Source organism: Thioalkalivibrio sp. AKL10 (assembly GCF_000381845.1).
Taxonomy (GTDB): Bacteria; Pseudomonadota; Gammaproteobacteria; order Ectothiorhodospirales; family Ectothiorhodospiraceae; genus Thioalkalivibrio; species Thioalkalivibrio versutus.
The window spans coordinates 45,081-68,736 of the sequence record NZ_KB907146.1 but is presented as its reverse complement, the minus strand read 5'-3'; the positions used below and the strand labels follow the sequence as shown (position 1 = coordinate 68,736).

Below are 23,656 nucleotides of genomic sequence, written 5' to 3'. Positions count from 1 at the left end.
TTCAGGGCTCGATGCGGATGCTCAGCGACCGGCCCAACGGGGCGTCAAGCGTAACATGGCCGGCCGTGCCCCGGGCCAGTTGCTCCAGCAGCGGCAGGGCGCGTGCCACCGGGTTGCTCGCGCGCAGGGCCTCCAGTTCGTCTGCCCCGCAGCGATCGGCGGTGGCGGGTCCCTTGAGGTCCATCTGCAGCCGCCAGGTGGCGCCCTCCACCGGCCCCAGGCGCAGGGCGACCGCGAACGCATGGTGGATTGGGCGCACGCGGATGAATGTCTCCATCGACGGTACGTCGTAGCAGGTGAGCAGCACCTCGCCACCCTCGCACTGTTGCAGCGTCGCGGCCTCCAGCAAGCCGGCGGCCACCGTGGCGTTGTAGCCGGATACGGCGGTCGCCGGGGCGGGGTTGCGGGTGGCGATCGACCAGTTACCGGCCGGGGCGTTGTGCACCGAATTGTGGAACTGGACCGGCGAAACCACCGGCTCCGGCTGGGTGAGCGCGTCGCAGATGCGATCGATGATGTCCATGTCGCCGGAGGACGAGGCGAACACGCTGCGCAGTTGGCTGCGATCGCTGTCGGTTGTGGCCTCTTCCGCCACCTTCAGGGCCAGGCGAATCGTGGTCGTGGTGCGTCGACGCTCGTTGGCGGGGAGCAGCCGCACGGGTGGGATATTGATCGCATCACCCGCCAGAGGCGCCGTGCCGGCGAGGATGGCGCGGGCGGTCTCGAAGTCGTCCAGTCCCGGGCCCAGCAGTCCGACCGCATGCAGACCGATGGTGTTCATTGCGGTGCCTCCAGCAGCAGGCTGCAGTTGTTTCCGCCGAACCCGAAGGCGTTGACCAGGACCCGCCGAACCGGGCGGTCCTCGGTCTCTGCCCGTGCATCCAGGCCCAGTTCCGGGTCCGGGTGCCGCAGCCCGGCGGTCGCCGGCACGAAGCCGCCGGCCAGGCTGGCCAGTGCCTGCGCGACCCCCACCGCGCCGGCGGCCCCGAGGGTATGCCCGGTCAGGCCCTTGCTGCCCACCGCGCGCGGGGTCGGGCCCAGGCGGTGGATCAGGGCGCGGGCCTCGGAACGGTCGTTGGCCGGGGTCGCGGTGGCATGCATCAGCACATAGTCGATCTCGTCGCCTTGCCGCCCCGCACGGTCCAGGGCTTGCTGTAGTGCCGTCGCGGCCCCCAGGCCTTCCGGGTGCGGGGCGGACATGTGGTGGGCATCGCTGGATTCGCCGTAACCGGTCAGCCGTGCGCCTTGGGCATTCGCGGAGGGGCGCTCCAGCAGGAAGAAGCCGGCGGCCTCGCCGATGGAGATCCCGGTCCGGTCGCGATCCAGTGGGGTGCAGGGCTGCGCGGCGACCAGCTGCAGGGCGTTGAAGCCGTACAGCGTCATGCCGCACAGGCTGTCGACGCCGCCGACCACGGCGGCGTCGCACAGTCCCGCCGCGATGTAGCGCCGGGCATCGGCAAAGACCTTGGCGCTGGACGAGCAGGCAGTGGAGACCACCATGGCGGGGCCGGACAGGCCGAGGCGGGTGGCAACAAAGTCGGCTAGCGAGAACATGTTCTGGGTGTGCTGGTAATCGTAGTCCGGTGGCAGGGCCCCGGTCTGCGGGTCACGACGGTGGTACGCGGCCTCGGTGGCGGCGATCCCGGAGGTGCTGGTGCCCAGAAAAACGGCTACCCGATCGGCCCCGTGGCGCTCCACTGCAGCCGCCACCGCCTCGGCGAAGCCGTCCTGGCGCAACCCCAGCTCGGCCAGTTGGTTGTTGCGACACAGGAACGGGGCCAGGGCGCCCTCGAGGGCGATGGCTTCCACACCCGGCACGCGGCCGATGTAGGTGTCCAGCGTGACGCTTTCCAGGTCGCAGGGGCGCAGGCCGCTGGTGCCGCTGCGCAGGGCCTCGGCGTTGGCGGCGATCCCGGTGCCGGCGGCACTCGTCAGGGTGTGGGCAGTGATGACCAGGGGGTCCATGGACGGGCGTATCTGCGGGTTGTGGCCGGAGGGGTTCCCGGGTGGATTGGGCCAGTTCGGCGTTGCTTCAGGCAGTTTGCCGGCGGCTGGCCTCGGGGGCCAGCAGGGCCGCTGCGAGGAAGGAAAATACCACGCCCAGCACCACCGTGAGGCCCATGGCCTGCAAGACCGGAAGGCTGGACAGGGCCAACAGACCGAACACCACCAGCGTGGACAGCGCACACACGCTGACCGAGCGCAGGTTGCGCAGGCGCGCCGTGGCATCCCGCAGCGGGCGGCTGAAGAACACGGCGTAATCCAGACACAGCCCGGTGATCAGCAGTAACGCGATCAGGTGGAACAGCGACAGCTGGATGCCCAGCAGGATCAGTGTGGCCAGGGTCAGCAGCAACCCGGTGCCCACCGCGGTCAGGATACGCAGGCTGCGTCCCGGCGCCCGGGTGACGACCAGCAGCAGAAGGGCCACTGCGACCATTCCCAGCGCGAGCCGTTGCAGGGCCTCGACGCGAAAGCCGATCACCAGTTCCTCGGAGGCGCGGAAGAAGTCGATGTGGCGGATACCCACCCCGTCCAGTTCCGGCACGCTGGCCAGAGGTGCGTCTTCGGCCCAGCGGGTCAGGGCATCGGGGTCATGGACGCCCTGCAAACGCACCCAGGCGATCCAGCCAGTGCCGTCATCGCGGGGCTGGAGCAGGGGTTCCAGGGCATTGCGCAGCGGCCCGTCGGGAAGGCCCTCGGGTTCCAGAAGGTCTTGCTGGCGGGCCGTCTGGATGTCGTTCACGAAGGGCTCGAAGGCCCCGTCGCGGAACCCCAGCCCTGCGCTCGCCACCTCCAGGCGTTCGCGCAGGGTATCGGGTTCCGGCAACGCGGCCTGACGCTCGTGCTGCAGTGCCCGGCTGGGCAGGACGTTCGCGGCATGGCTGAAGCCGTCCAGGACCTCGGTCTCGCGCAGGGTCTCCAGGCCCGGCGTCAGCGCCTCGCTGCCGCGCAGGGCCTGTTCCGGCGTGTCGCCGCTGACCAGCAGGGCATGGCGGACGTCCGGCAGCCCCAGGGCGCTGCGCAGGTCCTGGTCGAGCGCAACCTGGTCCTCCGGTATCGGGTGCAGGGCGGACAGGCGATCCTCCCAGGGGAAGGGGTCGGCAGTCGCGACCACGGCGATCGCGGCCAGGGCCAGCAGGGCGAGGCCCCAGCGCGCGATGGCAGGGGGCTGGGCGAGACCCGTGGGCAGGGGCAGGCGCAGCGGCGGCAGGCCCTCGCGCTGCAAGCGGGCGGGGACCAGCGTTGGCAGGATCCAGCGGGTGACCACGGCGGCCACGGCCACGCCGGTCAATACGAACAGCCCGAGCTGGGCCATGCCGGAGAACCCGGTCATTGCCATCAGGGCATACACCAGTACCGTGCTGCCGGCTCCCAGGGCAATGGCGGGCCACAGCTCGCGCGCGACCTGCGGGAGGCGCCCGCCGTCGGCCCGTCCGTCGCCGGCCGGTTCACCATCGCCTCGTTGCGCATGGGCGAACAGGTGCAGCGGGTAGTCGAGGGCAATGCCCAGCACGGTGATGCCGAAGGCCAGCGCGATCCCGTGCAGGTGTCCGAAGACCAGCGTAACCACGGCCGCGGCGATCAGGATGCCGCTGGCCAGGGGCACGGCCGCCAGCCAGACCGGGTGCGGATGGCGGAACACCGCCAGCAGCAGGAGGGCCAGCGCGACGCTGGCCCCCGCGGTGATCCAGGTGACCTCGCCGCGGATGGTGGCGCGGGAGTCCACCGCGATCACCGCCGGGCCGGCAATCTGCAGCTGCAGATTCGGTTCGGCGAGGTCGCTGAAGGCCGCGTGCGTGCGTTCGATCAGGGCGGCCTGGGCATCCAGGTCCATGCCGTCGGCCGTGCTGCGCAGCACCAGCAGGGCCCGTCCCCGGTCGGGGGTGACCCAGACGCCTTCGGCGCCGGTCGTCGCCTGGCCACCGCTGGCGGCGAGCTGCTCCAGGACGACCCGCGTCTCCGCGGTGGGGTCGCGCGGAATCAGTTCCCGCGGCAGTTCCGGGACGGCGCTGGCGAGGTCGTCGCGGCGGGCCTCCAGGTGTTCGCTCAGGCGGTCCTGGCTGAAGTGTTCGGCATCGACCCGGGGGCTTAGCAGGTAGCGATGCTCGATCAGGAAATCCAGCGCCGGGTCGTCGGGGTCGAGGCGGCCGTTGTGGATGCCGGCAACATCGGGGGCATCGTCCAGGGCCGCGACCAGTGCATCACTGGCTGCCGCCCGCTCGCGGGCCTCGCCACCGGCGATGGCCAGCAGCAGCATGCGTCCGGCGGGGCCGGCCCCGGGGTCCAGGGCGATCCCGTCCGCGCTGACCGGGTCCGGGGCAAAGCCCTGGAGGTCGGTGACCAGTTCGCCGCGCAGGGTCAGCGTCAGCGTGGCCAGGAGCAGGGCGGCCAGCCAGAGCGTCAGGGCAACGCGGGAGGGGTGTCGGCGCAGCAAGGGCTAGTGGTCCTTCAATGGGATCATTACGGGTTCAGTTGGTCTGTCAACGTTCAGGGCAAGGCGCGGCTCGCAGGCAATGGTCATAGCCCTTTACAAGAGCCGGAACGCGGCCATGGGCGTTGACAGACCAACCCTTCGGGCGTTCCTGTGGCGCTCCGCTGCGGCGTTGCGGCGCTTGCCAAGGGCTGCGGCCATTGCCTGCGCACCGCGCCTTGCAGCGAAACGCCACAGGAGCGCTGAACCCGCAATGATCCCATTGAAGGACCACTAGTCCGCGTACTGCGGCGGTTCGAAACGCATGCGGCTGTGGTGGCCGCCAGCCTCGATGGTGACCAGTTCGCGCAGTTCGCCGCCGGCGCCTCTCAGGGTCAGTTCGGGGACCATGCGGCGCAGGGCACGATCCCGCGGGACGAGTTCGAGGGTCCAGGCGTCGATGTCCCCCGTGACGTCGATCTCGAAGTCGGCCTCCAGCGTCTCGCGGTCGCCGGTCAGCAGGGCACGGAACAACCCGGCCAGGGTGGCCAGGGCAGGCTGTTCGTTGAGGTCGATCTCGCGGCTGGAACCGCGGCGTTCCAGGGTGAGGGTGTCGCCCTCGATGTGCACGGTCTCGCCACGCGGGCCGTCGACCTGGCGGGTAAGGGTATCGGGGGGCTCGAAGGCCAGTGAGCCCGAGCGGGTCTCCGGGAATTCCAGCATCGGGTCGTCGCGGCGTTCTTCGAACGCGAGGGTCGCCGCGCGCTCGGTGGTCAGGGCTTCGAGCAAGGCGCCGAGGGTGTCGTTGGCCAGGGCCGAAACAGGGACGAGCAGGCCCAAGGCCAGGATCAGCGTAATGCCGGACTGGCGGATACGCGGGCCAAAGCCATGGGCTCGCCTATTTGGATGCATCGTCCCAGAAATCATAGAAGTTGAACCAGTTGTAGGGGGCCTCGCGCACCCGCGCCTCGAGGCGATCGGCGTAGCGCTGTACCCAGTGTGCCAGGGCTGCATCGCGCTGCCCGCGCGGGGCCTCGATGGTCTCGGCGAAAGGTTCAAAAAAGATATCGTAGCGGTTGCCCCCGCGATAGAGCCCGAAGCACAGGATCACCGGGACCTTGAGCACCGCGGCCAGCAGCAGCGGGCCTTGCGGGAACAGCGCAGTGTCGCCGAGGAAGTTGCAGGCGACCATCTTGTCGCTCTCGGCGACGCGGTCGCCCAGCGTCGCGATCAGCTCGCCGCGATCCAGGCACTCGCGGGCCTGGATCAGGGTCTCGGTACGCCCCAGCGGGATCACCGAGGCGGCGACCTCGGGGTTCAGGGCCTCCAGGACCTGGGTGATGCTCTGGTTGTGGTCGTTGTACATCAGGACCTTGACCGGAAAGTCGTACTTGCCCACCGCCAGCGCCCGTAGGGCCTCGAAGCTGCCCAGGTGCGCGCCCAGCAGGATCGCGCCGCGGCCACTGTCCACGTGTTCCAGGAAGGTCTCGCGGTTGTGTACCTGGATGTCCAGACAGGCGTCCTTGCCGGCGAGCAGGAAGACGCGGTCGAGGATGACCGCCGCAAAGCAGTGCAGGTGCCGGGCCAAATCGCCCAGGCGCGGTTCGCGCCCCAGGACCCGGCGCAGGTAGTTGCGACTGTGGCGGCGAGACTTTGGTGCGAACAGTAGGAAGTAGGCCGTGATCGGATAGAGCAGGGTGCGGCTGGCGCGGCGCCCGAGATTCAGGGCCACCCAGAGGATGATGCGCAGGGCCAGGGGCGAGCCCCGTTCCGCCTGCTGAAACCAGCCGCGGCTCATGCGTCCGCGGTGTCGTGAGTCGTGATCAGTTGGCCGGCACAAAAGGTGACGGGGGCCTCGCCATCCGCCGCGAGTACGCGGAAGGCCTGACGGCCGCCGTGCCCGGGCGGATCGATCTCGACCCGGAATGCCGTCTCGGGTCCCAGGGGTGCAAGGAACTTGACCTGGGGGAGGGCCTCGACCGGCCCGAGACCGTGGGCGTGGGCCACTGCCGCGACCTGGTCGAGGATGACCACGCCGGGCACCACCGGGTGACCGGGGAAGTGTCCGGGAAGGGATGGGTGACCGGCCCCGATGCGGCGAATGGTGGACTGGATGAGGGTCTGCATCAGGGCGGGCGGCTCAGGCGCACTGGCCGTGGTGGGCGAGCAGGTCCAGCAGGATCTGGCGCGGCAGCTTGCCGGTGGCCGAACGCGGCAGGTGCTCGACGCGGACCAGCGGGCGCGGCAGGAACAGCGGGTCCATGCACTCGGCCAGTGCGGCCTGGATTTCGGCCGCGCTACGATCCGGTGCCACCACCAGGGCGGCCAGCCGGGTCACGCCGTGCGCTTCCTGATCGGTGCCCGGCGGAATGAACACCCCGTCGAGTACCCCGGGGATTGCGTTGAGCCGGCGGTTGAGATCGGCCAGGGAGGCGCGTTTGCCGGCGATGTTCAGTTGATCGGCGAGGCGCCCCTCCATGCGGAAGTGGCCGACGTCCCGGACCTCGATGTGGTCCGGAAGCGGGACCGCTTCGGGGTGCTGGGGTCCCTGGACGCGCGCGAGGCCGTCGTCATTGCGGCGCAGTTGCACCCCGGGGTAGGCCGTCCAGTCGGATTCGCGGGTGGTGCGGCGGGTCGCAATGGCGCCGGCCTCGGTGCAACCGTAGATCTCGTCCAGCCGGCAGCCGAACACCCGTTCGGCCTGGCCGGCCGTTTCCGGGTCCAGGGGCGCGGTTGCGCAGAGGATGCGTTCCGGGGTCGGCCACTCCAGCCCCGCACGCAGGCAGGCGCTCAGATGAAAAGGTGTGGTGACCAGAACGGCCGGGGTGCAGTCCGCCAGTGCGGCACGGATGTCCTCGGGGTAGAACGGGCGTCCGGCGAGCAGGGTGGCGTGCCCCAGCAGGGCGTACAGGAGCGTGGACTCCAGACCGTACATGTGCTGCGGCGGGACCGTGCCGATCAGGGTCGGTCCGGAGCCATCCACCAGATCGAAGCATTCCAGCGCCTGGCAGGTGACAGCATGCAGGGCCTCCCAGCTCCGCGCATGGGCCGTGGGGGTGCCGGTGCTACCGGAGGAGAAGGCCAGAACGGCGGTCTGGTCGGCGGGGATCTCGGGGATCGCCCCGGTGGCCTCGCCCGCTTCGCCGCAGGCGGACACCCGCAGGATCGGGATTGCGATCTCGGCATCCGGGCCGTCGACCAGGGCAGGCGCGTCCGGGTATTGGCTGGCGATCTCGGCCAGGGTAGTGCTCCCGCGGTTCGGGGGCAGCAGATTGACCTGGCCGCGCAGCAGAATGGCGGCAAAGGCGACCGCGAAGTGGTAGCGGTCCTGGCACAGGTTGAAGGCCGCCCGCGCCTGCGGCAGGCGTGCGGCCAGCGCCTGCGCGTCGGCGAGGAAGGCGGCGCGCGAGATCGCCCGATCGCCGATGCGCGCCAGCGGGGCGGGCGTGTCGGCGATCAGTGGTCGAGTGACCTGCGGGGTATCTGTCACGGGTGCCTCAGCATCCGGTGGTGATCGACCCGCGCCAGCTCCATCAGATAGGCCAGGAAGCCGTTGTGCGGCTCGTCGCGCAGGAGCCAGCGGCGCAGCGGATACTCCAGCAGGAACAGGCCGGCCAGCAAAAGGTAGTTGATCCCGTTGGCAAACAGGGCCCAGGTGGTGGCGGTGGCGAACAGCGCCAGCCAGGCGGACACGATCGCCAGTCCGGCACACAGCAGGGCCCAGGTAATGGTGAGGTTGCGCGTGTAGCGGTGCACCGCGGGGGTGTCGGAGGCCCCCATGGCCAGGGCATAGCGCGTGATCAGCGGGGTGGAGTCGCTGCGTAGCGAACGCGCGAACAGAAGCGACAAGAGCCCCATGATGAGTACCGGCAATGCGTACAGCAGCCAGGTGGCCATCCCGCCGAGGAGCAACAGGCTTATGCCCACGGCCAGGCTCGCGGCGAGCACGCCACGTCCGGCGGCGGCCAGCGAGGCCCATGCAGCCACCAGGATCAGGCTGGCCAGGACCGCCAGCGGCACCAACGGGATCTCGAAGGTCACGCCGAGGACGACCGCGACCGGATAACTCAGGGCCACGCAGGCGGCGAGTGGGGTGTTCACGATGTGGCTCGGTTGGCCTCGATATGGGCGCTCAGCGCACGCAAGGACGCGAAGATCTCGCGGTTGTTTTCGTCATCCGACCGGATCTGGACGCCGTAGGCGCGGGAGATGGCCAGGGCCAGCTCCAGGGCATCGATGGAATCCAGCCCCAGCCCTTCACGGAACAGCGCATCTTCCGGCTCGATTTCCTCCGGCGCGACCTCCTCCAGATTAAGGCTGTCCACGATCAGTTGAGCGACTTCCTGTTCGAACGCTGTTTGTGATGGCACGTGTTCCCCCGGTGCAGTGATGTGCGCATTTTGTGATCGCCTCCGAACTTGCCGTTCGCGCGAGGGTCACCCTGCTGTGGGCGCCGATGATACCCACACCCGAGGGGCCGTGGTACCCTCGCGACCAGACCGGGTCGCCTTATCTGGGGTTGCGGGCGGGCAAGCGGAGACGTGATTTGAGACAACCGGGACAGGAAGCCGTAACCGACGGGCGCTGCCAGGTGGTGGTGATCGGAGGAGGCCCCGCCGGCTCCACGGTGGCCTCCCGACTGGCGCAGAAGGGGCGCGACGTGGTGCTGCTGGAAAAGGCCCGGCATCCACGCTTCCACATCGGCGAATCCCTGCTGCCGATGAATATGCCGCTGTTCGAGGAACTGGGCGTGGCCGAGGCCATCGCGGCAATCGGCATCCCCAAGCACGGGGCCGAGTTCACCATCCCCGAGGCGCCCGACGCGCCGCGAACCTATTATTTCGAGCGTGCCCTGAATGAGGATACGCCTGCGTCGGCATGCGAGGTGCGGCGTTCGGAGTTCGACCACCTGCTGCTGGAAAACAGCGCCCGCCTGGGTGTGCGGGTGCTGGAAGAGGTCACTGTGTTCGATGTCGCCCTGGCCGATCCCGCCAAGGGCGGGACCCAGCAGGTCACCGCGCGCGATGCTTCCGGCAACACGCTGGAGTTCGAGGCCGATTTCGTGGTCGACGCCTCCGGTCGCGATACCTTCCTGGCGCGCCGTCTGGACCTGAAGGCGCGCAACCCGGAACACAACAGCGCCGCGATCTTCGGGCACTTCAACAACGTGCCGCGGCGTGCCGGGCGCGATGCCGGCAACATCAGTATCTACTGGTTCCAGCACGGCTGGATCTGGATGATCCCGTTGCGCGACGGGGCGATGAGCGTGGGCGCGGTCTGTTTTCCCGAATACCTGAAGACGCGCAAGACCAAGCCCGAGACGTTCCTGTGGGACACGCTGAAGCTTTGCCCGCCGGCCTTCGAACGCATGCAGGGCGCGGAGCTGGCTGGCCCGGTCAACGCCACCGGCAATTTCTCCTACCGCTCCAGTCAGGCCCACGGCCCGGGTTATCTGCTGGTCGGCGATGCGTTCACCTTTGTCGACCCGGTGTTCTCCAGCGGGGTCTATATCGCGATGTCGGGGGGCTTCCGCGCCGCCGATGCGGTGGATCGCTGCCTGGAGCATCCGGCGCGCTCCGCACGCTATCTGCGTGCTTTTGAGCGCGACGTGCGCCGTGGCGTCCGCCGTTTCTCCTGGTTGATCTATCGTTTCAACAGCCCGGTGATGCGCAAGCTGTTCATGGGTCCGCGCAATACCTTCGGGATGGAGCAGGCGGTGATCTCGCTGCTGGCCGGGGATGTCTACCGCAATACCCGTGTGCAGTGGTCCCTGCGCGCCTTCAAGACGGTGTACTACGTGCAGATGGCGCTGAACCTGCCGCGGGCCCTGGCCTTCTGGGCGCGGCGCCGGCGCAACGCGCGGCTGCACTTCACCGGCGGCACCACGCCCGAAGACGAGGCCTGAGAAGGCTCCCGTGGACGAGGTGCGCGTCGGACTGGGTCGCATCGGGCCGGACGGCCTGGCGACCTTTGCGCTGTCGAATCTGATCATCCTGGCCACCGGCGGCTTGTCCTGGCTGGCGCTGTGGCTCTACACCGTGCACTGGTCGCGGCGGCGGCGCTGCCCCGGGCGCGGGGACTGCATCCTGGTGCTGGGGCAGCAGCTGGAGTCGGGGGCGCCCGGTCCGGGCTATCGCCTGCGCCTGCTGCGTGCCGTGCGTCTGGCGCGCCGGAACCCCGATGCCCGGATCCTGGTGCTGGGCGGGCAGACCTCCGTTGGGGCTCCCAGCGAGGCCGCCGCGGGCGCGGCCTTTCTGCAACACCACGGGATCGCGGCGACGCGCATCCGTACCGAAGACGCCTCGCGGCATACGCTGGAGAATCTGCGCAATGCGCGCGATCTGCTGACGGCGACGGCGGAGGCCGGTGATGCGCCCCTGGTGCTGGTGACCAGTCGCTTCCATCTCGCCCGGGCGGTTGCCATCGCGCGCGGCATGGGATTGCGCGTCTGCCCCTGTCCGGCGGAGCCGGGCTCCACCGTATCGGCGGCGCGACTGGCGCGCGAATGCTGGATGCTGCACTGGTACCACACCGGCCGCACCCTGGCGCGCCTGATCCGCCACCGGGGTATGCTCGAACGGATCAGCTGATGTTCTTCAAGCGCGAAGCGCACGAAGACACGAAGGCGGGCAAGAGCGATCAACAGGGATTCAAGGGGTATGGGCCCGAGGCTATTACCGCCTTGGGTGCAGCCGGTCCTCAGTATGGCCCGTCAGCCTGGATCCTTCCCGTCTCCCGTCAATGCTTTTCCGGTCTGCTGCGTGTGCCTCGTGGTGAACAGCGCCCTCACATCGCGCGGATGCGTTCGCGCTGGGCGGCCAGCTGGTCGCGGGTGGCGTGCATCTCGGCGACGCGGTCGCGTTCCTTTTGCACCACGTCGGCCGGGGCGCGGTCGACGAAGCTCGCGTTGGAAAGCCGCTGCTCGCTCTGTTCGAGGTTCTTGTCGAGCTTGCCGATTTCCTTGTCCAGGCGCGCGAGCTCGGCGTCCTTGTCGATCAGCCCGGCCAGCGGGATCAGCAGCTGCATGTCGTCGACCAGGGCCATCGCGGATTCCGGGGCCTCGTCGGCCGTGTCCAGCCAGGTGACGCTCTCGGGCTTGGCGAGGAACTCCAGCAGGCCGCGGTGGCGGGTGTAGCGCTCCTGGTCGGCGTCGGTCCAGTTCTTTACCAGCACCGGCAGCGGTTTGGCGGGGGCGATGTCCATCTCCGCGCGGATGCGGCGCAGCCCGGTGATGAAGTCCTTCACCCAGTCGAGCTCGGCCGTGGCGGTCGCGTCACGCGGGAAGCCGTCGCGGCCGGGCCAGGGGCGCTGCACCAGGAATTCGATGTCATCCGTGATGCCGGCATGCGGTTTCACGTTGGTCCAGATGGCCTCGGTGATGAACGGGGTCACCGGGTGCAGCAGGCGCAGCAGGGCCTCGAGCACGGTGACCAGGGTATTGCGTGTGGCGCGCTTGACCGCCTCCGGCGTGGCGTCGTCGTTCAGCACTGGCTTGGTCAGCTCCAGGTACCAGTCGCAGTAGTCGTGCCAGGTGAACTCGTAGAGCGTCTGCGCGGCGAGGTCGAAGCGGTAGGCATCGAGCTGCGCCGTGGCGGTCTCGGCAGTGGCGGCCAGGCGGTCAAGGATCCAGCGGTCGGCCAGCGTGCGGTGCTCCGGGGTATCGGTCGCGGCGGAGCAGTCGTGGCCCTCGACGTTCATCAGCACAAAGCGCGAGGCGTTCCACAGCTTGTTGCAGAAGTTGCGGTAGCCCTCGATGCGGCCAAGGTCGAACTTGATATCGCGCCCGGTGGTGGCGAGTGCCGCCAGGGTGAAGCGCAGGGCATCGGTGCCGAAGGCGGGGAAGCCGTCGGGGAAGGCCTTGCGCGTGGCCTTCTCGATCTTCTGCGCCATCTGCGGCTGCATCAGGCCGCGGGTGCGTTTGGCGACCAGGTCGTCGGCGCTGATGCCGTCAATGAGATCGATCGGATCGATCACGTTGCCCTTGGACTTGGACATCTTCTGGCCTTCCGAGTCGCGGATCAGGCCGGTGACGTAGACCTCGCGGAAGGGCACGTCCCCCATGAAATGTTCGCCCATCATGATCATGCGGGCGACCCAGAAGAAGATGATGTCGAAGCCGGTGACCAGCACGCTGGTCGGGTAGAAATCCTGGAGCTCCTGAGTATTCTCCGGCCAGCCGAGGGTGGAGAACGGCCACAGCGCCGAGCTGAACCAGGTGTCCAGCACGTCTTCGTCCTGTTCGAGCACCACGTCTGCGCTCAGGCCATGCTTTGCGCGCACCTCGTCCTCGGAGCGCCCGACGTACACGTTGCCGTCGGTGTCGTACCAGGCCGGGATGCGGTGGCCCCACCAGATCTGGCGCGAGATGCACCAGTCCTCGATGTTGCGCATCCATTCGAAGTAGGTCTTCGACCAGTTTTCCGGCACGAAGCGGATGCGGCCGTCCTCCACTGCCTTGATCGCCGGTTCGGCCAGCGGGCCGGCCTTCACGTACCACTGGTCGGTCAGGTAGGGCTCGACCACGGTGCCGGAGCGGTCGCCGCGCGGGACCATCAGCTTGTGGTCGTCGATCTTTTCGAGCAGTCCTTCTGTATCCAGGTCGTCGACAACCTTCTGCCGGGCCTGGTAGCGGTCCAGCCCGCGATAGGCGGCCGGCACGTTGTCGTTCATGCAGGCGTCGATGGTCAGGATGTTGATCACCGGCAGGTCGTGGCGCTGCCCCATCGCGTAGTCGTTGAAGTCGTGCGCCGGGGTGATCTTCACGCAGCCGGAGCCGAACTCGGCCTCGACGTAGTCGTCGGCGATGATCGGGATCTCGCGCCCGACCAGCGGCAGCCGGATGGTCTTGCCGATCAGGTGCTGGTAGCGCTCGTCCTCCGGATGCACTGCGACGGCGGTGTCGCCCAGCATGGTCTCCGGGCGGGTGGTCGCGACGGTCAGATGGCCAGAGCCGTCGGCCAGCGGATAGCGGAAGTGCCACAGGTGGCCGACCTCTTCCTCGGACAGGACCTCGAGATCGGAGAGCGCGGTGTGCAGCACCGGGTCCCAGTTGACCAGGCGCTTGCCGCGATAGATCAGGCCCTCCTCGTGCAGGCGCACGAAGACCTCGCGCACCGCGTCGGACAGCCCGTCGTCCATGGTGAAGCGCTCGCGCGACCAGTCCATGGAATCGCCCAGGCGGCGCATCTGGCGGGTGATGGTGCCGCCGGATTCGGCCTTCCAGTCCCAGACCGCCTCGAGGAACTTCTCGCGCCCGAGGTCGTGGCGGCCCTTGCCATCGGCGGCCAGCTGGCGTTCGACGACCATCTGGGTGGCGATCCCGGCGTGGTCGGTGCCGCCCTGCCACAGGGTGCGGTCGCCGTGCATCCGCCGATAGCGGATGAGGGTGTCCATCAGGGTGTGCTGGAAGGCATGTCCCATGTGCAGGGTGCCGGTCACGTTCGGTGGCGGCAGCAGGATGCAGTAGTTGGCCTCGCCCGTCGCCGGCGGCGCGAAGACGTTCGCGCCCTCCCAGCGGTCGTACTGGGTCTGTTCGATGCTTTTCGGGTCGAAGCTCTTGTCCATGATCGCGGGCGCGCTCGGGTCGGAGTGTAGGGAAAGCCGCGCATTATAACGGCGCGGCGCGCTGGCCGCCCGGGGGATATGCCGTTGGCCGGCTGTCTGTCGTGCAGGCTGGTCCTGGTTCGTCGTCCGGAGTTTACGGTGGCTTCGGTCCGCCGCTTGCCGAGCGCTCTCTCGCGAGCGCACCGCGAGGTACTTTCTTGCTTGCCCAAGAAAGTACCCTTCGAGGCGCACCCGGATTCCGCCCGGGAACCTTGCTCCAGGGCCCTCGGGCCGGCGGCGCTGAACTCGCTACGCTGCGTTTCGCTCAGACATCCAGCGCCCCATGTCTATTGTTAACTGGCCGGCCCATCACGCCCTCCGCGAGGGGCTCCATACGGGGGAGAAGGTCAAAACAAACGGTACCCCGTAGGGTGCCGTTGAGCGCAGCGAAACGCACCATCTCCCACGCCGTGCGAAACCCTGATGCGATTCGCTACGCTCATCCGCATCCTACCCCCTGGCGCCCGCTACGCGGGCGCGGTACGCCATGGCCGCAGGCCGAGCGTGCCCAGATGCCGGAACAGCCTGCCTCCATCCAATGGCACAGGCCTTCGGACCGCCGTTGTCTTGACCTTCCTCCCCGTTGTCGTCGCGCCGAGTGGAGAGGCTTTTCGCGGGATTGATGTCTGTGGGTGTCGCAGCGTAGCGAGTTCAGCGCCGCCCGCGAAAAGCCTCGGAGCGAGGGAAACCCCGGCCCGCGCAGCGGGCCGGGGTCGCGGCAGTCGGGCGTGTTTCTTGGGTACTTCTTTGCACGAGCAAAGAAGTACCTCGCGGTGCGCTCGCGAGAGAGCGCGTGGCAGGCGGCGGACCGGAGGCACCGTAAACACCGGATGGCGAACCGGGACCAGCCACAACAAGGCAGGCGGTGGACCGGAGGCAATGTAGACACCTGAGGCCGAACTGCGCCCGGGCCCGACGCTGCGAGGACCCTGGTCAGGTGGTGGCGGTGTGGTCGAGCAGGGCGCGGTAGCCGGTGCGGTAGTCGGGATACTGGAGGCGATAGCCACTGGCATGCAGGCGCTTGTTGCAGCAGCGCTTGCCGGAGACTTCGCCCTCGGGCATCGGCGGTGTGCCGGGCGGATCGATCTCCATCGCCTGTGCCAGCCAGGCGAGCAGCTCGTGGCGCAGGGCGGGCTCGTCATCCACGCCCAGATAAATCGGGTCGGGGTCATCCAGATGGAACAAGTGGGTCAGCAGGCCCACGCAGTCATCGCGGTGGATGCGGTTGGTCCAGACCGGCGCTTCGTGCTGACCACGCACGCCCTCGCGTACCTTGCGCAGGTGGTACTCGCGCCCCGGGCCATAGATGCCGCCAAAGCGCACGACCACGCCGGGAAAGGGACTGTCGGCGAGCAACTGCTCGGCTTCCCGCAGGGCGCGCCCGGAGAACCGGGTGGGTTCGGTGGAGCTGGTCTCGTCCACCCAGCGGCCGTCGTCGGCGCCGTAGACCGAGGTGCTGGAGACGAATACAACGCGGCGCGGCCGCTGGCGGGCCCGTTCCAGTGCGGTCAGGGTGTTGCCCAGGCCGTCAACATAGGCGCGACGATAGGCGGGCTCGGTGAACTCGCCCGGGGTGGCGATGAAATAAACCGTGTCGAGCGCCGGCGGCAGCTCCGGCAGGCCGTCCGCGACGCCGAAGTCGCCGGCCAGGGGCTGGATCGACTTGGGGATGTGCTCCGGCCGGCGGCGCAGGCCCCAGACGGAGTGTCCGCCGTGGGCAAGTTGCTGGCCAACGGCACCGCCGAGATCGCCGCAGCCCATGATCAGGATGTTGGCCATTGTTCCCTCCGGGATCGTGATACGCACGCTACCGATTTCGCTGGCGAAAGACCAGTGCCAAAGTGAGGGTTCGACCGTGGGCGATAGCTCGGGCATGCTGACTGGAGCGCAGATGAACGGGAGATGGGGCTTGGGCAAGGCGAGCCGAAAGAAGGTCGATACGTGTGCCTGCGGGTCCGGGCAGGACCGTGCCGCCTGCTGTGGGCCGTATCTGGATGGTACGGCCTCGGCACCCACGGCGGAGGCGCTGATGCGCTCGCGTTATGCCGCGTTTGTGGAAGGGCGTGAGGACTATCTGCTGGCGACCTGGGCGGCCGCGACACGCCCGGCATCCATGGAGCTGGATTCGGAACAGCGCTGGCTGGGGCTCGCGATACGCGCGACCGAGGCGGGTGGGCCGGACGACGAGGCAGGCTGGGTCGAGTTCATTGCCCGGTCACGGGTGCGCGGCCAGGGCGTACGCCTGCACGAGCGTAGTCGTTTTCGCCGCGAAGACGGGCGCTGGGTGTATGTCGACGGGGAGTTTCCGGGCGCATGACAGCCGCTTCGGATGCGGTCGCGTCACCGGTCCATCCGGCATTGCTGGATCGGGTGCTGGAGTGCCTGCGCATGCAGTCGGACGGGCTGACCGAGCACGCCCTGATCACGCAGTTGCGCGACGCGGGCGTGGAGCCGTTTGCCGGTGCGCGGCTGCAGGAGTCGCTGAGCCTGTTCCAGACGCACTTTGTGCTGTTCCACTGCCTGTACCGGCTGCGCGACACGCTGGCGGGGCAGGGCGAATGGTTGCGCATCCACTGCCTGGATATCGGCATCGAGCCTGGGCGGGGCGGCGCGGTCGGCGGGTTGCCGGCGACGCATGATCCACTGCGGGCCTATTACCTTGACCTGGCGCAGCTGGAAACCATGGATGCGGCGGCGGTGGAGGCGCTTCTGGGTGAGTTCTGGTCGCAGCTGGGGCGTGACCAGCAACGCGAGCAGGCGCTGGAGGTGCTGGAGCTTGCGGACCCGGTGGATGCCGACACGATCCGCCGACAGTACCGCCGGATGGCGCAGCGCCACCACCCGGACCGGGGTGGCGACACGGCTAAACTGCAGCGGATCAACGCGGCCCGCTGGGTCCTGCTGGTCCGGGGCTGAGGTTCAGTCGTCCGAGTCCGACATGGTGGTCACGAACGCCTGTTCCACGGTGAAGGTACCCACGCCCTTGTAGTTGGTCTGGGTCCAGCCGTGTTCGGTGAGCCACTCGCTCATCTCGCGGTTCATCGCCGGGTTGCCGCACAGCATTACGCGGTCGTGTTCCGGATCCGCGGGCGGCAGATCCAGGATCTGGCTCAGCTCGCCGGAGCGGAACATGTCGGCGCCACGCTGGTTGTTGTCGTAGGGCTGCTGCGCGATCGGGCAGGCGAAGTCGTGGTTCTCGCGGGTCACGGTCGGCACGTAGCGCAGGCGGTCGCTGATGCGCGACTCGATCTCCTGGCGGTAGGCCAGTTCCTCGACGGTACGCACGCTGTGTACCAGCACTGCATTGTCGAAGTGCTCGAACAGCTCCGGGCTGCGGATAAGCGAGATGAACGGGGCGAGCCCCGTGCCGGTGGCCAGCATGTACAGGGTGCGACCCGGCTGCACGTAGTCGAAGGTGAGCGAGCCGGTGACCTTGGTGTTGATCCAGATTGAATCACCCGGTCCAGCCTCGGCCAGGCGGCTGGTCAGGGCGCCATCCGGCACGTGGATGCTCAGGAATTCCAGTTCCTCGGCCTCGGGTTCGGAGACGATCGAATACGCACGCGGAATCAGCTTGCCCTCGGGGCGCAGCCCCAGGGTCACGAATTGCCCGTTCTTGAATTCCAGACCTTCCGGGCGCGTGGTGGTGAAGCTGAAGGTCTTGTCCGACCAGCGGTGCGTGGAGGTGATTCGTTGTTCCGAATAAGGCATAAGTGCGTGGTTTTCCGATTATTGTTCGGTCCTACGCTAGCAAGTCCGCGCACCGGAAGCGAAAGCGCCGGCAAAAACCAAGGAAAACACTCGGAAATGGGTATCGCTCGTCAGCGGACGTTGCTGTCGATGGGCGTGAGGTGTTGCTCCAGCGGGGCCGGTTCCGACAGGTAGAAGCCCTGTACGAAGTCCAGGCCGATCTCGCGCAGGCGGTCCATGGTCGCGGCTGATTCGACACATTCGGCGATGGTGCGCAGGCCGAGGACATGACCCACGCGGTGAATGGCCGTGACCATGGCCGAGTCCACCGCGTTGTGGGCAATGTCGCGCACGAAGCTGCCGTCGATCTTGATGAAGTCCACCGGCAGGTTCTTCAAGTACCCGAATGACGACAGACCGCTGCCGAAGTCGTCCAGGGAGAAACGACAACCGATGTAGCGCAGGGTGCGGATCAGGCTCTGGGCGCGTTCGTGGTGGCTGATGGCCGCGGTCTCGGTGATCTCGAAGATGATGCAGCGCGGCGGGATCGCGTAGTGCTGCAGGCGCTCGGTGACGAACTCCAGCATGCTCTCCTGCGCCAGCGACTGGCCCGAGAGGTTGATCGCCAGAGTGGGGTCGCAGTGGGATGAGTTCTCGCGCGGCGCACGATGCCGGGCGAGCATGGCGAAGGCGTTGTCGATGATGTGGCGGTCGATATCCGGCATCAGGTGGTAGCGCTCCGCGGCCGGGATGAAGCTGCCCGGCGGGATCAGCCGGCCATCCTCGTCGCGCAGGCGCATCAACACCTCGACATGGGCAAGGTCCGGGGCGACCGGACCCAGCGGGTGGACGGCCTGGCCGAACAGCGCGAAGCGCCCTTCCTCCAGCGCCGAGCGGATGCGGCCGACCCATTCCATCTCCCCGCGTCGGCGGCGCAGGGCCTGGTCGCTGGGCTGCCAGACGTAGACCTGGTTGCGGCCGTTTTCCTTGGCGGCGTAGCAGGCGGAGTCCGCCTGGCTGAGGATCTCGGGCAGGGTCTGTTCCGGGCCGCTGACCGGCACCAGACCGATGCTGACGCCGACATCGAAACGCCGGCCCTCCCATGCGAAGCGCAGGGACTGGACGGTCTCCAGCATCTTCCGGGCAATCGCCTCGGCGCGTTCGGGCGGGCAGTGGCACAGCAGCACGCCGAATTCGTCGCCACCCAGCCGGGCCAGGGTGTCGTTCTCGCGGATCAGGTGCCGCAGGCGCTCGGAGAGTTCCCGCAGGAGCTCGTCGCCGGCCTGGTGACCGCAGGTGTCGTTGATGATCTTGAACTGGTCGAGGTCCATGTAGAACACCGCATGCGGCGTCTCGCCCTCCTCCTGAATGTGCAGGGCCTGGTCCAGCCGCCGCTCGAATTCGCGGCGGTTGCACAGGCCGGTGAGGTCGTCATGGGTCGCCTGATGGTTGAGCTGCTGGGTCATCTGCCACAGCTCGGTGTGGTCGTGCAGCACGACCACCACACCCTGGGCCTCGCGGTTCGGGCGTTGCAGGGGCGAGGCCAGCATGCGTACCACGCGGGTTTCGCCGTCGGCGCGATGCAGTATGCGTTCGGGCGATTCCACGGTACCGCCCAGGTTCAGGCAGTGTTCCACCGGGCGGAGCACGCTGGCCCCCGTCCGGGTGTCTTCCAGGTCCAGCAGTTCGTCCACCAGGCGGCCCTGGGCGCTGGTGGCATCCAGCCCCAGCAGTACCTGGGCGGCGGGGTTCAGGTAGGTCAGGCGCCCGTGGGTGTCTGCGGTGATGACCCCGTCGCTGATCGATTGCAGCGTGGTTAGCAGGCGGTCCCGTTCGGCACCCGTGGCGGCCTCCGCGGCCCGCAGCGAGGTGACGTCCCAGGCCACGCCGAGTGCGCCGTCCGGACCCTTTTCTGGGTCTTTCATGGGGATCCACGAGACGCTGAGATGCGTACCGTTGACGGTGTCCTCGAACTGGAAGGCTTCGCCCGCGAGGGCGCGTTCGGCGGCCTCCAGTGTGCCGGGCTGGTCCGCATAGACGTCGCGGAAATTGCGCCCGACCACCTCGCCGGGGTTCAGACCCAGGGCCTGCAGCCCGGCCCCCTCGGAAAGCGTGAATCGGCCGTCTGCGTCCAGCGCGAACAGGATCAGTGGGGCGTGGCGAATGGTCGCGCCCAGCTGGGTCTCCAGGCTCTTCAGCGCCTGCTCCGACTGACGCTCGCGGGTGATGTCGCGCACGGTCGCGAAGACCTCGAGCTCGCCGTCCGTGCGGATCGCGTTGATGTGCACCTCGGCCGGAAATTCGCCACCGTCACTGCGCCGGTAGCGGCTTTCGAAGTGCGCGGGGAGGCGCTGTTCGGGGTTGGAGTGGGCCTGGTCCACGTCGTCCTGAGTGGCCTGCAGGTCCAGCTCGGTGATGTGCACGCCGCCAGTCAGTTCGGCGCTGGTATAGCCCAGCAGTTCGCAGGCAGCGTAGTTGGCCGCGACGATCCCGCCCTTGCGGTCGAGGACCAGATGAGCCTCGGGCGCCTGTTCGAAGATCCGCTGATAGCGCGTGGTGTCCGGGTGATCGGGCATGGCGGCGGGCTGAACCTTTGGTGGCGGGCCGGGCCCCGCGTCGGGGCGTGATTCGGCACCGGAGTGTCGCCGGTTGCGCCGGCACTGGCAACCTTGGGAGGTGCGGATTTGCCTCTTCCTGGGCGGTTTCTGCTTGCCCGGCTTACCCGGGCGCTTGGGTGAGCCGGGACAGGTTTTCCGTGGACAGGGGCGCGCTGTGCGGGGGGTTGCGCAGTTGTTCGCGCGCCCAGGCGGCGTGTTCGCGCACCAGCTCGGAGGGGTGCTCGGCGCGGGCGGCCAGGGCTGCGTCCGCCTCGGGTGTGGCCGGACCGTTGCCGAGGGCCACAGCGAGGTTGCGTAGCCACTGGGCATGGCCGATTCGGCGAATGGCCATGCCCTCGGTGCGGGCGAGGAAGGTTGCCTCGTCCCAAGCGAACAGCTCGACCAGGGTGGCGCTATCCAGACCGTGGCGGGCGATGAAGTCGGGTTCCGCCGTGACCTCGGCAAAGCGGTTCCAGGGGCAGACCAGCTGGCAGTCGTCGCAGCCGTAGATGCGGTTGCCGATCAGCGGGCGCAGGTCCTCGGGGATCGCACCCTTCAGTTCGATGGTCAGGTAGGAGATGCAGCGGCGGGCGTCCAGGTCGTACGGCCCGCGGAAGGCCTGCGTGGGGCAGACCTCCAGGCAGGCGGTGCACTGGCCGCAGTGCTCGTCCACGGGTTCGTCCAGTGGCAGTGGCAGGTCGGTAAACAACTCCCCGAGGAAGAACCAGGAGCCGCTCTCGCGCGCCAGCAGATTGGTGTTCTTGCCAATCCAGCCCAGCCCGGCGCGGGCGGCCAGGGCCTTTTCCAGGATTGGCGCGCTGTCGGTGAAGGCGCGATAGCCGAACGGCCCGACCTCCGCCTCGATCCGGCGCGCGAGGGTGGTCAGGCGCTTGCGCAGCAGCTTGTGGTAGTCGCGGCCCAGGGCATAGCGCGAGACATAGGCGTGATCGCGTTCGGCCAGCTGGATCGCCGGGCGCCGGGTGGCCGGCGGGAAGTAGTCCATGCGCACGCTGATGATGCGCTGCACGCCGGGCACCAGGGCATCCGGGGCGTGGCGCAGGGGGGCGCGGTCGGCCATCCAGTCCATGTTGCCGTGCGAGCCCTGGGCCAGCCAGTCGTCCAGATGCCGGCGATCCGCCTCGGGCACCTCGGCGGGGGCGATGCGCACGGCCTGGAAGCCGAGCTCGCGTCCCCAGTCGCGGATGCGTTCGGCAAGCTCGGTGGATTGGCGTGGATCGAGGCGCTGAGGCACGATTTCGGCTTCCGCGACGGAGGTGATGGCGTGAATCATGAACCCGACCCACAAGCATTGACCAGCGCACTGTTCGATAACGCGGGCATGCGGGCCCTGGATGCTGCCGGCCTGGCCCTGCCGGGGATGGCGCCGGGCGAGCTGATGGAGCGTGCCGGGCAGGCCCTGTTGACGGTGGTGCGCCGCGACTGGCCGCAGGCCCGTCGCGTCGGGATCCTGTGCGGGCCCGGCAACAACGGCGGAGACGGCTACGTGCTCGCGCGGCTGGCGGCCGAGGCCGGGCTGGAGGTGCGGGTTCATGGCGGCCCTTCGCGGGCACGCCCCGAGTCCGATGGTCGTCAGGCCCACCGGCGCTGGCAGGCGGGCGGCGGCGAGGTCCATGCCCTGGAAAACTTCGACCCGGCGGCCGCGGACCTGTGGGTGGATTGCCTGTTCGGGATCGGCCTGGAGCGGCCGCTGACCGATGCCTACGGCGCGGTGATCGAGTCGCTGAACGCGAGTGGGCGGCAGGTGCTGGCGGCCGATGTGCCCTCGGGCGTGGATATCGATCGCGGCCGGGTCCTGGGGGAGGCGGTCCGGGCCAATCACACCCTGACCATGATCGCCGACAAGCTGGGCCTGCATACCGGGGCCGCGGTCGACCGGGTCGGCCAGGTGGAGGTGGCCCCGCTCGATCTCCCTGCCTCGGTGGCCCATGGCATCGCGCCGGTTGCGCGTTGGGTCGGGCCAGAGGACTGGCGGCAGCGTCTGCCGGTACGCCGCCCGGGGGCGCACAAGGGCGACTGTGGGCATGTGCTGATCGTGGGCGGCGCGCCCGGCTACTCGGGGGCCGCGCGGCTGGCGGCGACGGCCGCCCTGCGCGCCGGGGCCGGCCGTGTGACCCTGGCCACGCACCCCGAACACGCGGCCTGGGCGAACCTGGAACGACCCGAGTTGATGGTGCGTGGCGTGGCGGACGCCAGCGAGTTGCAGGCCCTGATGCGTCGCGTCGATGTCGTCGCGGTGGGGCCGGGATTGGGACAGGACGCCTGGGGTCGCGGCCTGTGGCTGGCGGTGGCGGATGCCGACCTGCCCCGGGTGGTGGATGCCGATGCCCTGAACCTGCTGGCCGAGGCCCCGCGCCGGGGCGAGGACTGGGTGCTGACCCCGCACCCAGGCGAGGCCGCCCGTCTGCAGGGGCAGGACGTGGCCACCGTCGAGGCCGATCGCCCCGGGCAGGTGCGGGCGCTGGCCGCGCGCCTGGGTGGAGTGGTGTTGCTGAAGGGGGCGGGCACGCTGGTCGCCAGTTCGGGTGCGGAGCCGCTGGCCTGTGTCACCGGCGGCCACCCCGGTATGGCCACCGCCGGCAGCGGCGATGTGCTGACCGGCATCATCGCGGCGCTGCGCGGGCAGGGCGCGGATGCGCGCAGCGCCGCGGAGATCGGGGCCGCCTGGCACTGCGCCGCAGCCTGCATCGCGCGTGACCGTCTGGGCGGGGCGCGCGGGATGCTGGCCGGGGATCTGGCCGAAGCCCTGCCGGCCGCGTCCGGGGGTGGGGCATGACGGGGGCAGCGGCCCCTCTGGTCCTCCCGCACCTGGAGGCGACCGAGGCGGCCGGGGCCGCGCTGGTGGCGCTCGACGCCCCGCATATCGTGTTCCTGGAGGGTGATTTGGGTGTCGGCAAGACCACCTGGGTTCGGGGTCTGCTACGCCGGCTCGGGCATGAAGGCGCGGTCCGCAGTCCGACCTACACCCTGGTGGAGCCGTATGCGCTGGCGGGGCGCGAGGTCCTGCACTTCGACCTTTACCGCCTGGGTGATCCCGAAGAACTCGAGTACCTGGGGGTGCGCGAGGCCTTCGGCGGCGATGTCCTGTGGCTGGTGGAGTGGCCGGAGCGCGGTGCGGGCTGGCTGCCGGCGCCGGATCTGGTGGTGCGCCTGGCGCATCGCGAGGGCACAGCCGAAGGCCGGGAGCTGTGGCTGGAGGGGCCGCTGGCGGCGGCCTACCACCGGGTGCTTCGGGATCAGGAGATCGTGACAGGGTGACACGTCGGGGCCGCCCCGCAGTTGGCCCGCCACGCGCACAATGCGCGATATCTCGCTCATAAAGAAAGAAAATTGC

At 68.8% G+C, this 23,656-nt stretch carries 20 protein-coding genes; 6 read left to right on the top strand and 14 right to left on the bottom strand.

The window, feature by feature from the left end; all coding sequences use genetic code 11:
• Window position 1: 1 nt before the first annotated feature.
• The 9 genes from G333_RS0113460 to G333_RS0113420 all read right to left on the bottom strand — a co-directional run bounded on the left by G333_RS0113460 (window position 2) and on the right by G333_RS0113420 (window position 8,784).
• Entirely contained in the window at window positions 2-781 is a 780-nt protein-coding gene (locus tag G333_RS0113460) for a beta-ketoacyl synthase chain length factor (RefSeq protein WP_019628686.1), read from the bottom strand.
• Window positions 778-1,965, bottom strand: a complete 1,188-nt coding sequence (locus G333_RS0113455; protein ID WP_019628685.1) for a beta-ketoacyl-ACP synthase — start codon at window positions 1,963-1,965, stop codon at window positions 778-780. Before G333_RS0113455 ends, G333_RS0113460 begins: the two co-directional genes overlap by 4 nt.
• Before the next feature lie 67 nt (window positions 1,966-2,032).
• Complete coding sequence (locus G333_RS0113450) at window positions 2,033-4,438, bottom strand: MMPL family transporter (protein ID WP_019628684.1); 2,406 nt, start codon at window positions 4,436-4,438, stop codon at window positions 2,033-2,035.
• Window positions 4,439-4,708: 270 nt separating this feature from the next.
• Entirely contained in the window at window positions 4,709-5,254 is a 546-nt protein-coding gene (locus tag G333_RS0113445) for a LolA-related protein (protein WP_019563581.1), read from the bottom strand.
• 58 nt (window positions 5,255-5,312) lie between these two features.
• Complete coding sequence (locus G333_RS0113440) at window positions 5,313-6,212, bottom strand: lipid A biosynthesis acyltransferase (protein ID WP_019628683.1); 900 nt, start codon at window positions 6,210-6,212, stop codon at window positions 5,313-5,315.
• Window positions 6,209-6,541: a hypothetical protein gene (locus G333_RS0113435; RefSeq protein ID WP_018145364.1), complete on the bottom strand. Its 333-nt coding sequence runs from the start codon at window positions 6,539-6,541 to the stop codon at window positions 6,209-6,211. Before G333_RS0113435 ends, G333_RS0113440 begins: the two co-directional genes overlap by 4 nt.
• A gap of 13 nt (window positions 6,542-6,554) precedes the next feature.
• Window positions 6,555-7,904, bottom strand: coding sequence for an AMP-binding protein (locus G333_RS0113430; protein ID WP_019628682.1), 1,350 nt, complete (start codon window positions 7,902-7,904; stop codon window positions 6,555-6,557).
• On the bottom strand, window positions 7,901-8,515 hold the full coding sequence (locus tag G333_RS0113425) for a hypothetical protein (RefSeq protein WP_019563578.1): 615 nt from the start codon (window positions 8,513-8,515) through the stop codon (window positions 7,901-7,903). The genes G333_RS0113430 and G333_RS0113425 overlap by 4 nt, the downstream gene beginning before the upstream one ends.
• On the bottom strand, window positions 8,512-8,784 hold the full coding sequence (locus G333_RS0113420; protein ID WP_026182088.1) for a phosphopantetheine-binding protein: 273 nt from the start codon (window positions 8,782-8,784) through the stop codon (window positions 8,512-8,514). Before G333_RS0113420 ends, G333_RS0113425 begins: the two co-directional genes overlap by 4 nt.
• Before the next feature lie 221 nt (window positions 8,785-9,005).
• On the opposite strand from G333_RS0113420, the gene G333_RS0113415 reads away from it, so the two are divergent.
• Window positions 9,006-10,319 carry an NAD(P)/FAD-dependent oxidoreductase gene (locus G333_RS0113415; RefSeq protein ID WP_019563577.1) on the top strand — a complete coding sequence of 438 codons (1,314 nt, stop codon included), beginning with the start codon at window positions 9,006-9,008 and terminating at the stop codon, window positions 10,317-10,319.
• A 10-nt stretch (window positions 10,320-10,329) separates the two neighbouring features.
• Entirely contained in the window at window positions 10,330-11,004 is a 675-nt protein-coding gene (locus tag G333_RS0113410) for a YdcF family protein (protein WP_026305931.1), read from the top strand.
• 196 nt (window positions 11,005-11,200) lie between these two features.
• On the opposite strand, the gene G333_RS0113405 is transcribed toward G333_RS0113410, so the two are convergent.
• Together G333_RS0113405 and G333_RS0113400 are read right to left on the bottom strand one after the other, a co-directional pair.
• Window positions 11,201-13,978 carry a valine--tRNA ligase gene (locus G333_RS0113405; RefSeq protein WP_019628681.1) on the bottom strand — a complete coding sequence of 926 codons (2,778 nt, stop codon included), beginning with the start codon at window positions 13,976-13,978 and terminating at the stop codon, window positions 11,201-11,203.
• Window positions 13,979-14,950: 972 nt separating this feature from the next.
• Window positions 14,951-15,796 (bottom strand): SDR family oxidoreductase, encoded by an 846-nt coding sequence (locus G333_RS0113400; RefSeq protein WP_019628680.1) that lies wholly within the window; start codon window positions 15,794-15,796, stop codon window positions 14,951-14,953.
• A 130-nt stretch (window positions 15,797-15,926) separates the two neighbouring features.
• On the opposite strand from G333_RS0113400, the gene G333_RS0113395 reads away from it, so the two are divergent.
• Window positions 15,927-16,334: a YchJ family protein gene (locus G333_RS0113395; RefSeq protein WP_019628679.1), complete on the top strand. Its 408-nt coding sequence runs from the start codon at window positions 15,927-15,929 to the stop codon at window positions 16,332-16,334.
• Window positions 16,331-16,933 carry a DNA-J related domain-containing protein gene (locus tag G333_RS0113390; RefSeq protein WP_019628678.1) on the top strand — a complete coding sequence of 201 codons (603 nt, stop codon included), beginning with the start codon at window positions 16,331-16,333 and terminating at the stop codon, window positions 16,931-16,933. Before G333_RS0113395 ends, G333_RS0113390 begins: the two co-directional genes overlap by 4 nt.
• Window positions 16,934-16,936: 3 nt before the next feature.
• Here the strand turns inward: G333_RS0113390 and G333_RS0113385 are convergent, their stop codons facing one another.
• From G333_RS0113385 to queG, 3 genes are all read right to left on the bottom strand, one after another.
• Complete coding sequence (locus tag G333_RS0113385; protein ID WP_018175830.1) at window positions 16,937-17,728, bottom strand: ferredoxin--NADP reductase; 792 nt, start codon at window positions 17,726-17,728, stop codon at window positions 16,937-16,939.
• A 110-nt stretch (window positions 17,729-17,838) separates the two neighbouring features.
• On the bottom strand, window positions 17,839-20,283 hold the full coding sequence (locus G333_RS0113380; RefSeq protein ID WP_019628677.1) for an EAL domain-containing protein: 2,445 nt from the start codon (window positions 20,281-20,283) through the stop codon (window positions 17,839-17,841).
• A 142-nt stretch (window positions 20,284-20,425) separates the two neighbouring features.
• On the bottom strand, window positions 20,426-21,595 hold the full coding sequence (gene queG / locus G333_RS0113375; RefSeq protein ID WP_019628676.1) for a tRNA epoxyqueuosine(34) reductase QueG: 1,170 nt from the start codon (window positions 21,593-21,595) through the stop codon (window positions 20,426-20,428).
• A gap of 18 nt (window positions 21,596-21,613) precedes the next feature.
• On the opposite strand from queG, the gene G333_RS0113370 reads away from it, so the two are divergent.
• Window positions 21,614-23,098: an NAD(P)H-hydrate dehydratase gene (locus tag G333_RS0113370; RefSeq protein ID WP_026340968.1), complete on the top strand. Its 1,485-nt coding sequence runs from the start codon at window positions 21,614-21,616 to the stop codon at window positions 23,096-23,098.
• Complete coding sequence (gene tsaE, locus G333_RS0113365) at window positions 23,095-23,580, top strand: tRNA (adenosine(37)-N6)-threonylcarbamoyltransferase complex ATPase subunit type 1 TsaE (protein ID WP_019628674.1); 486 nt, start codon at window positions 23,095-23,097, stop codon at window positions 23,578-23,580. Before G333_RS0113370 ends, tsaE begins: the two co-directional genes overlap by 4 nt.
• Window positions 23,581-23,656: the final 76 nt, after the last annotated feature.

Bases quoted from the DNA above. Each gene is read 5' to 3' on its own strand.
- G333_RS0113460 (WP_019628686.1), bottom strand. From the start codon at position 781: ATGAACACCATCGGTCTGCATGCGGTCGGACTGCTGGGCCCGGGACTG.
- G333_RS0113455 (WP_019628685.1), bottom strand. From the start codon at position 1,965: ATGGACCCCCTGGTCATCACTGCCCACACCCTGACGAGTGCCGCCGGC.
- G333_RS0113440 (WP_019628683.1), bottom strand. From the start codon at position 6,212: ATGAGCCGCGGCTGGTTTCAGCAGGCGGAACGGGGCTCGCCCCTGGCC.
- G333_RS0113435 (WP_018145364.1), bottom strand. From the start codon at position 6,541: ATGCAGACCCTCATCCAGTCCACCATTCGCCGCATCGGGGCCGGTCAC.
- G333_RS0113405 (WP_019628681.1), bottom strand. From the start codon at position 13,978: ATGGACAAGAGCTTCGACCCGAAAAGCATCGAACAGACCCAGTACGAC.
- G333_RS0113400 (WP_019628680.1), bottom strand. From the start codon at position 15,796: ATGGCCAACATCCTGATCATGGGCTGCGGCGATCTCGGCGGTGCCGTT.
- G333_RS0113390 (WP_019628678.1), top strand. From the start codon at position 16,331: ATGACAGCCGCTTCGGATGCGGTCGCGTCACCGGTCCATCCGGCATTG.
- G333_RS0113385 (WP_018175830.1), bottom strand. From the start codon at position 17,728: ATGCCTTATTCGGAACAACGAATCACCTCCACGCACCGCTGGTCGGAC.
- G333_RS0113380 (WP_019628677.1), bottom strand. From the start codon at position 20,283: ATGCCCGATCACCCGGACACCACGCGCTATCAGCGGATCTTCGAACAG.
- queG (WP_019628676.1), bottom strand. From the start codon at position 21,595: ATGATTCACGCCATCACCTCCGTCGCGGAAGCCGAAATCGTGCCTCAG.
- tsaE (WP_019628674.1), top strand. From the start codon at position 23,095: ATGACGGGGGCAGCGGCCCCTCTGGTCCTCCCGCACCTGGAGGCGACC.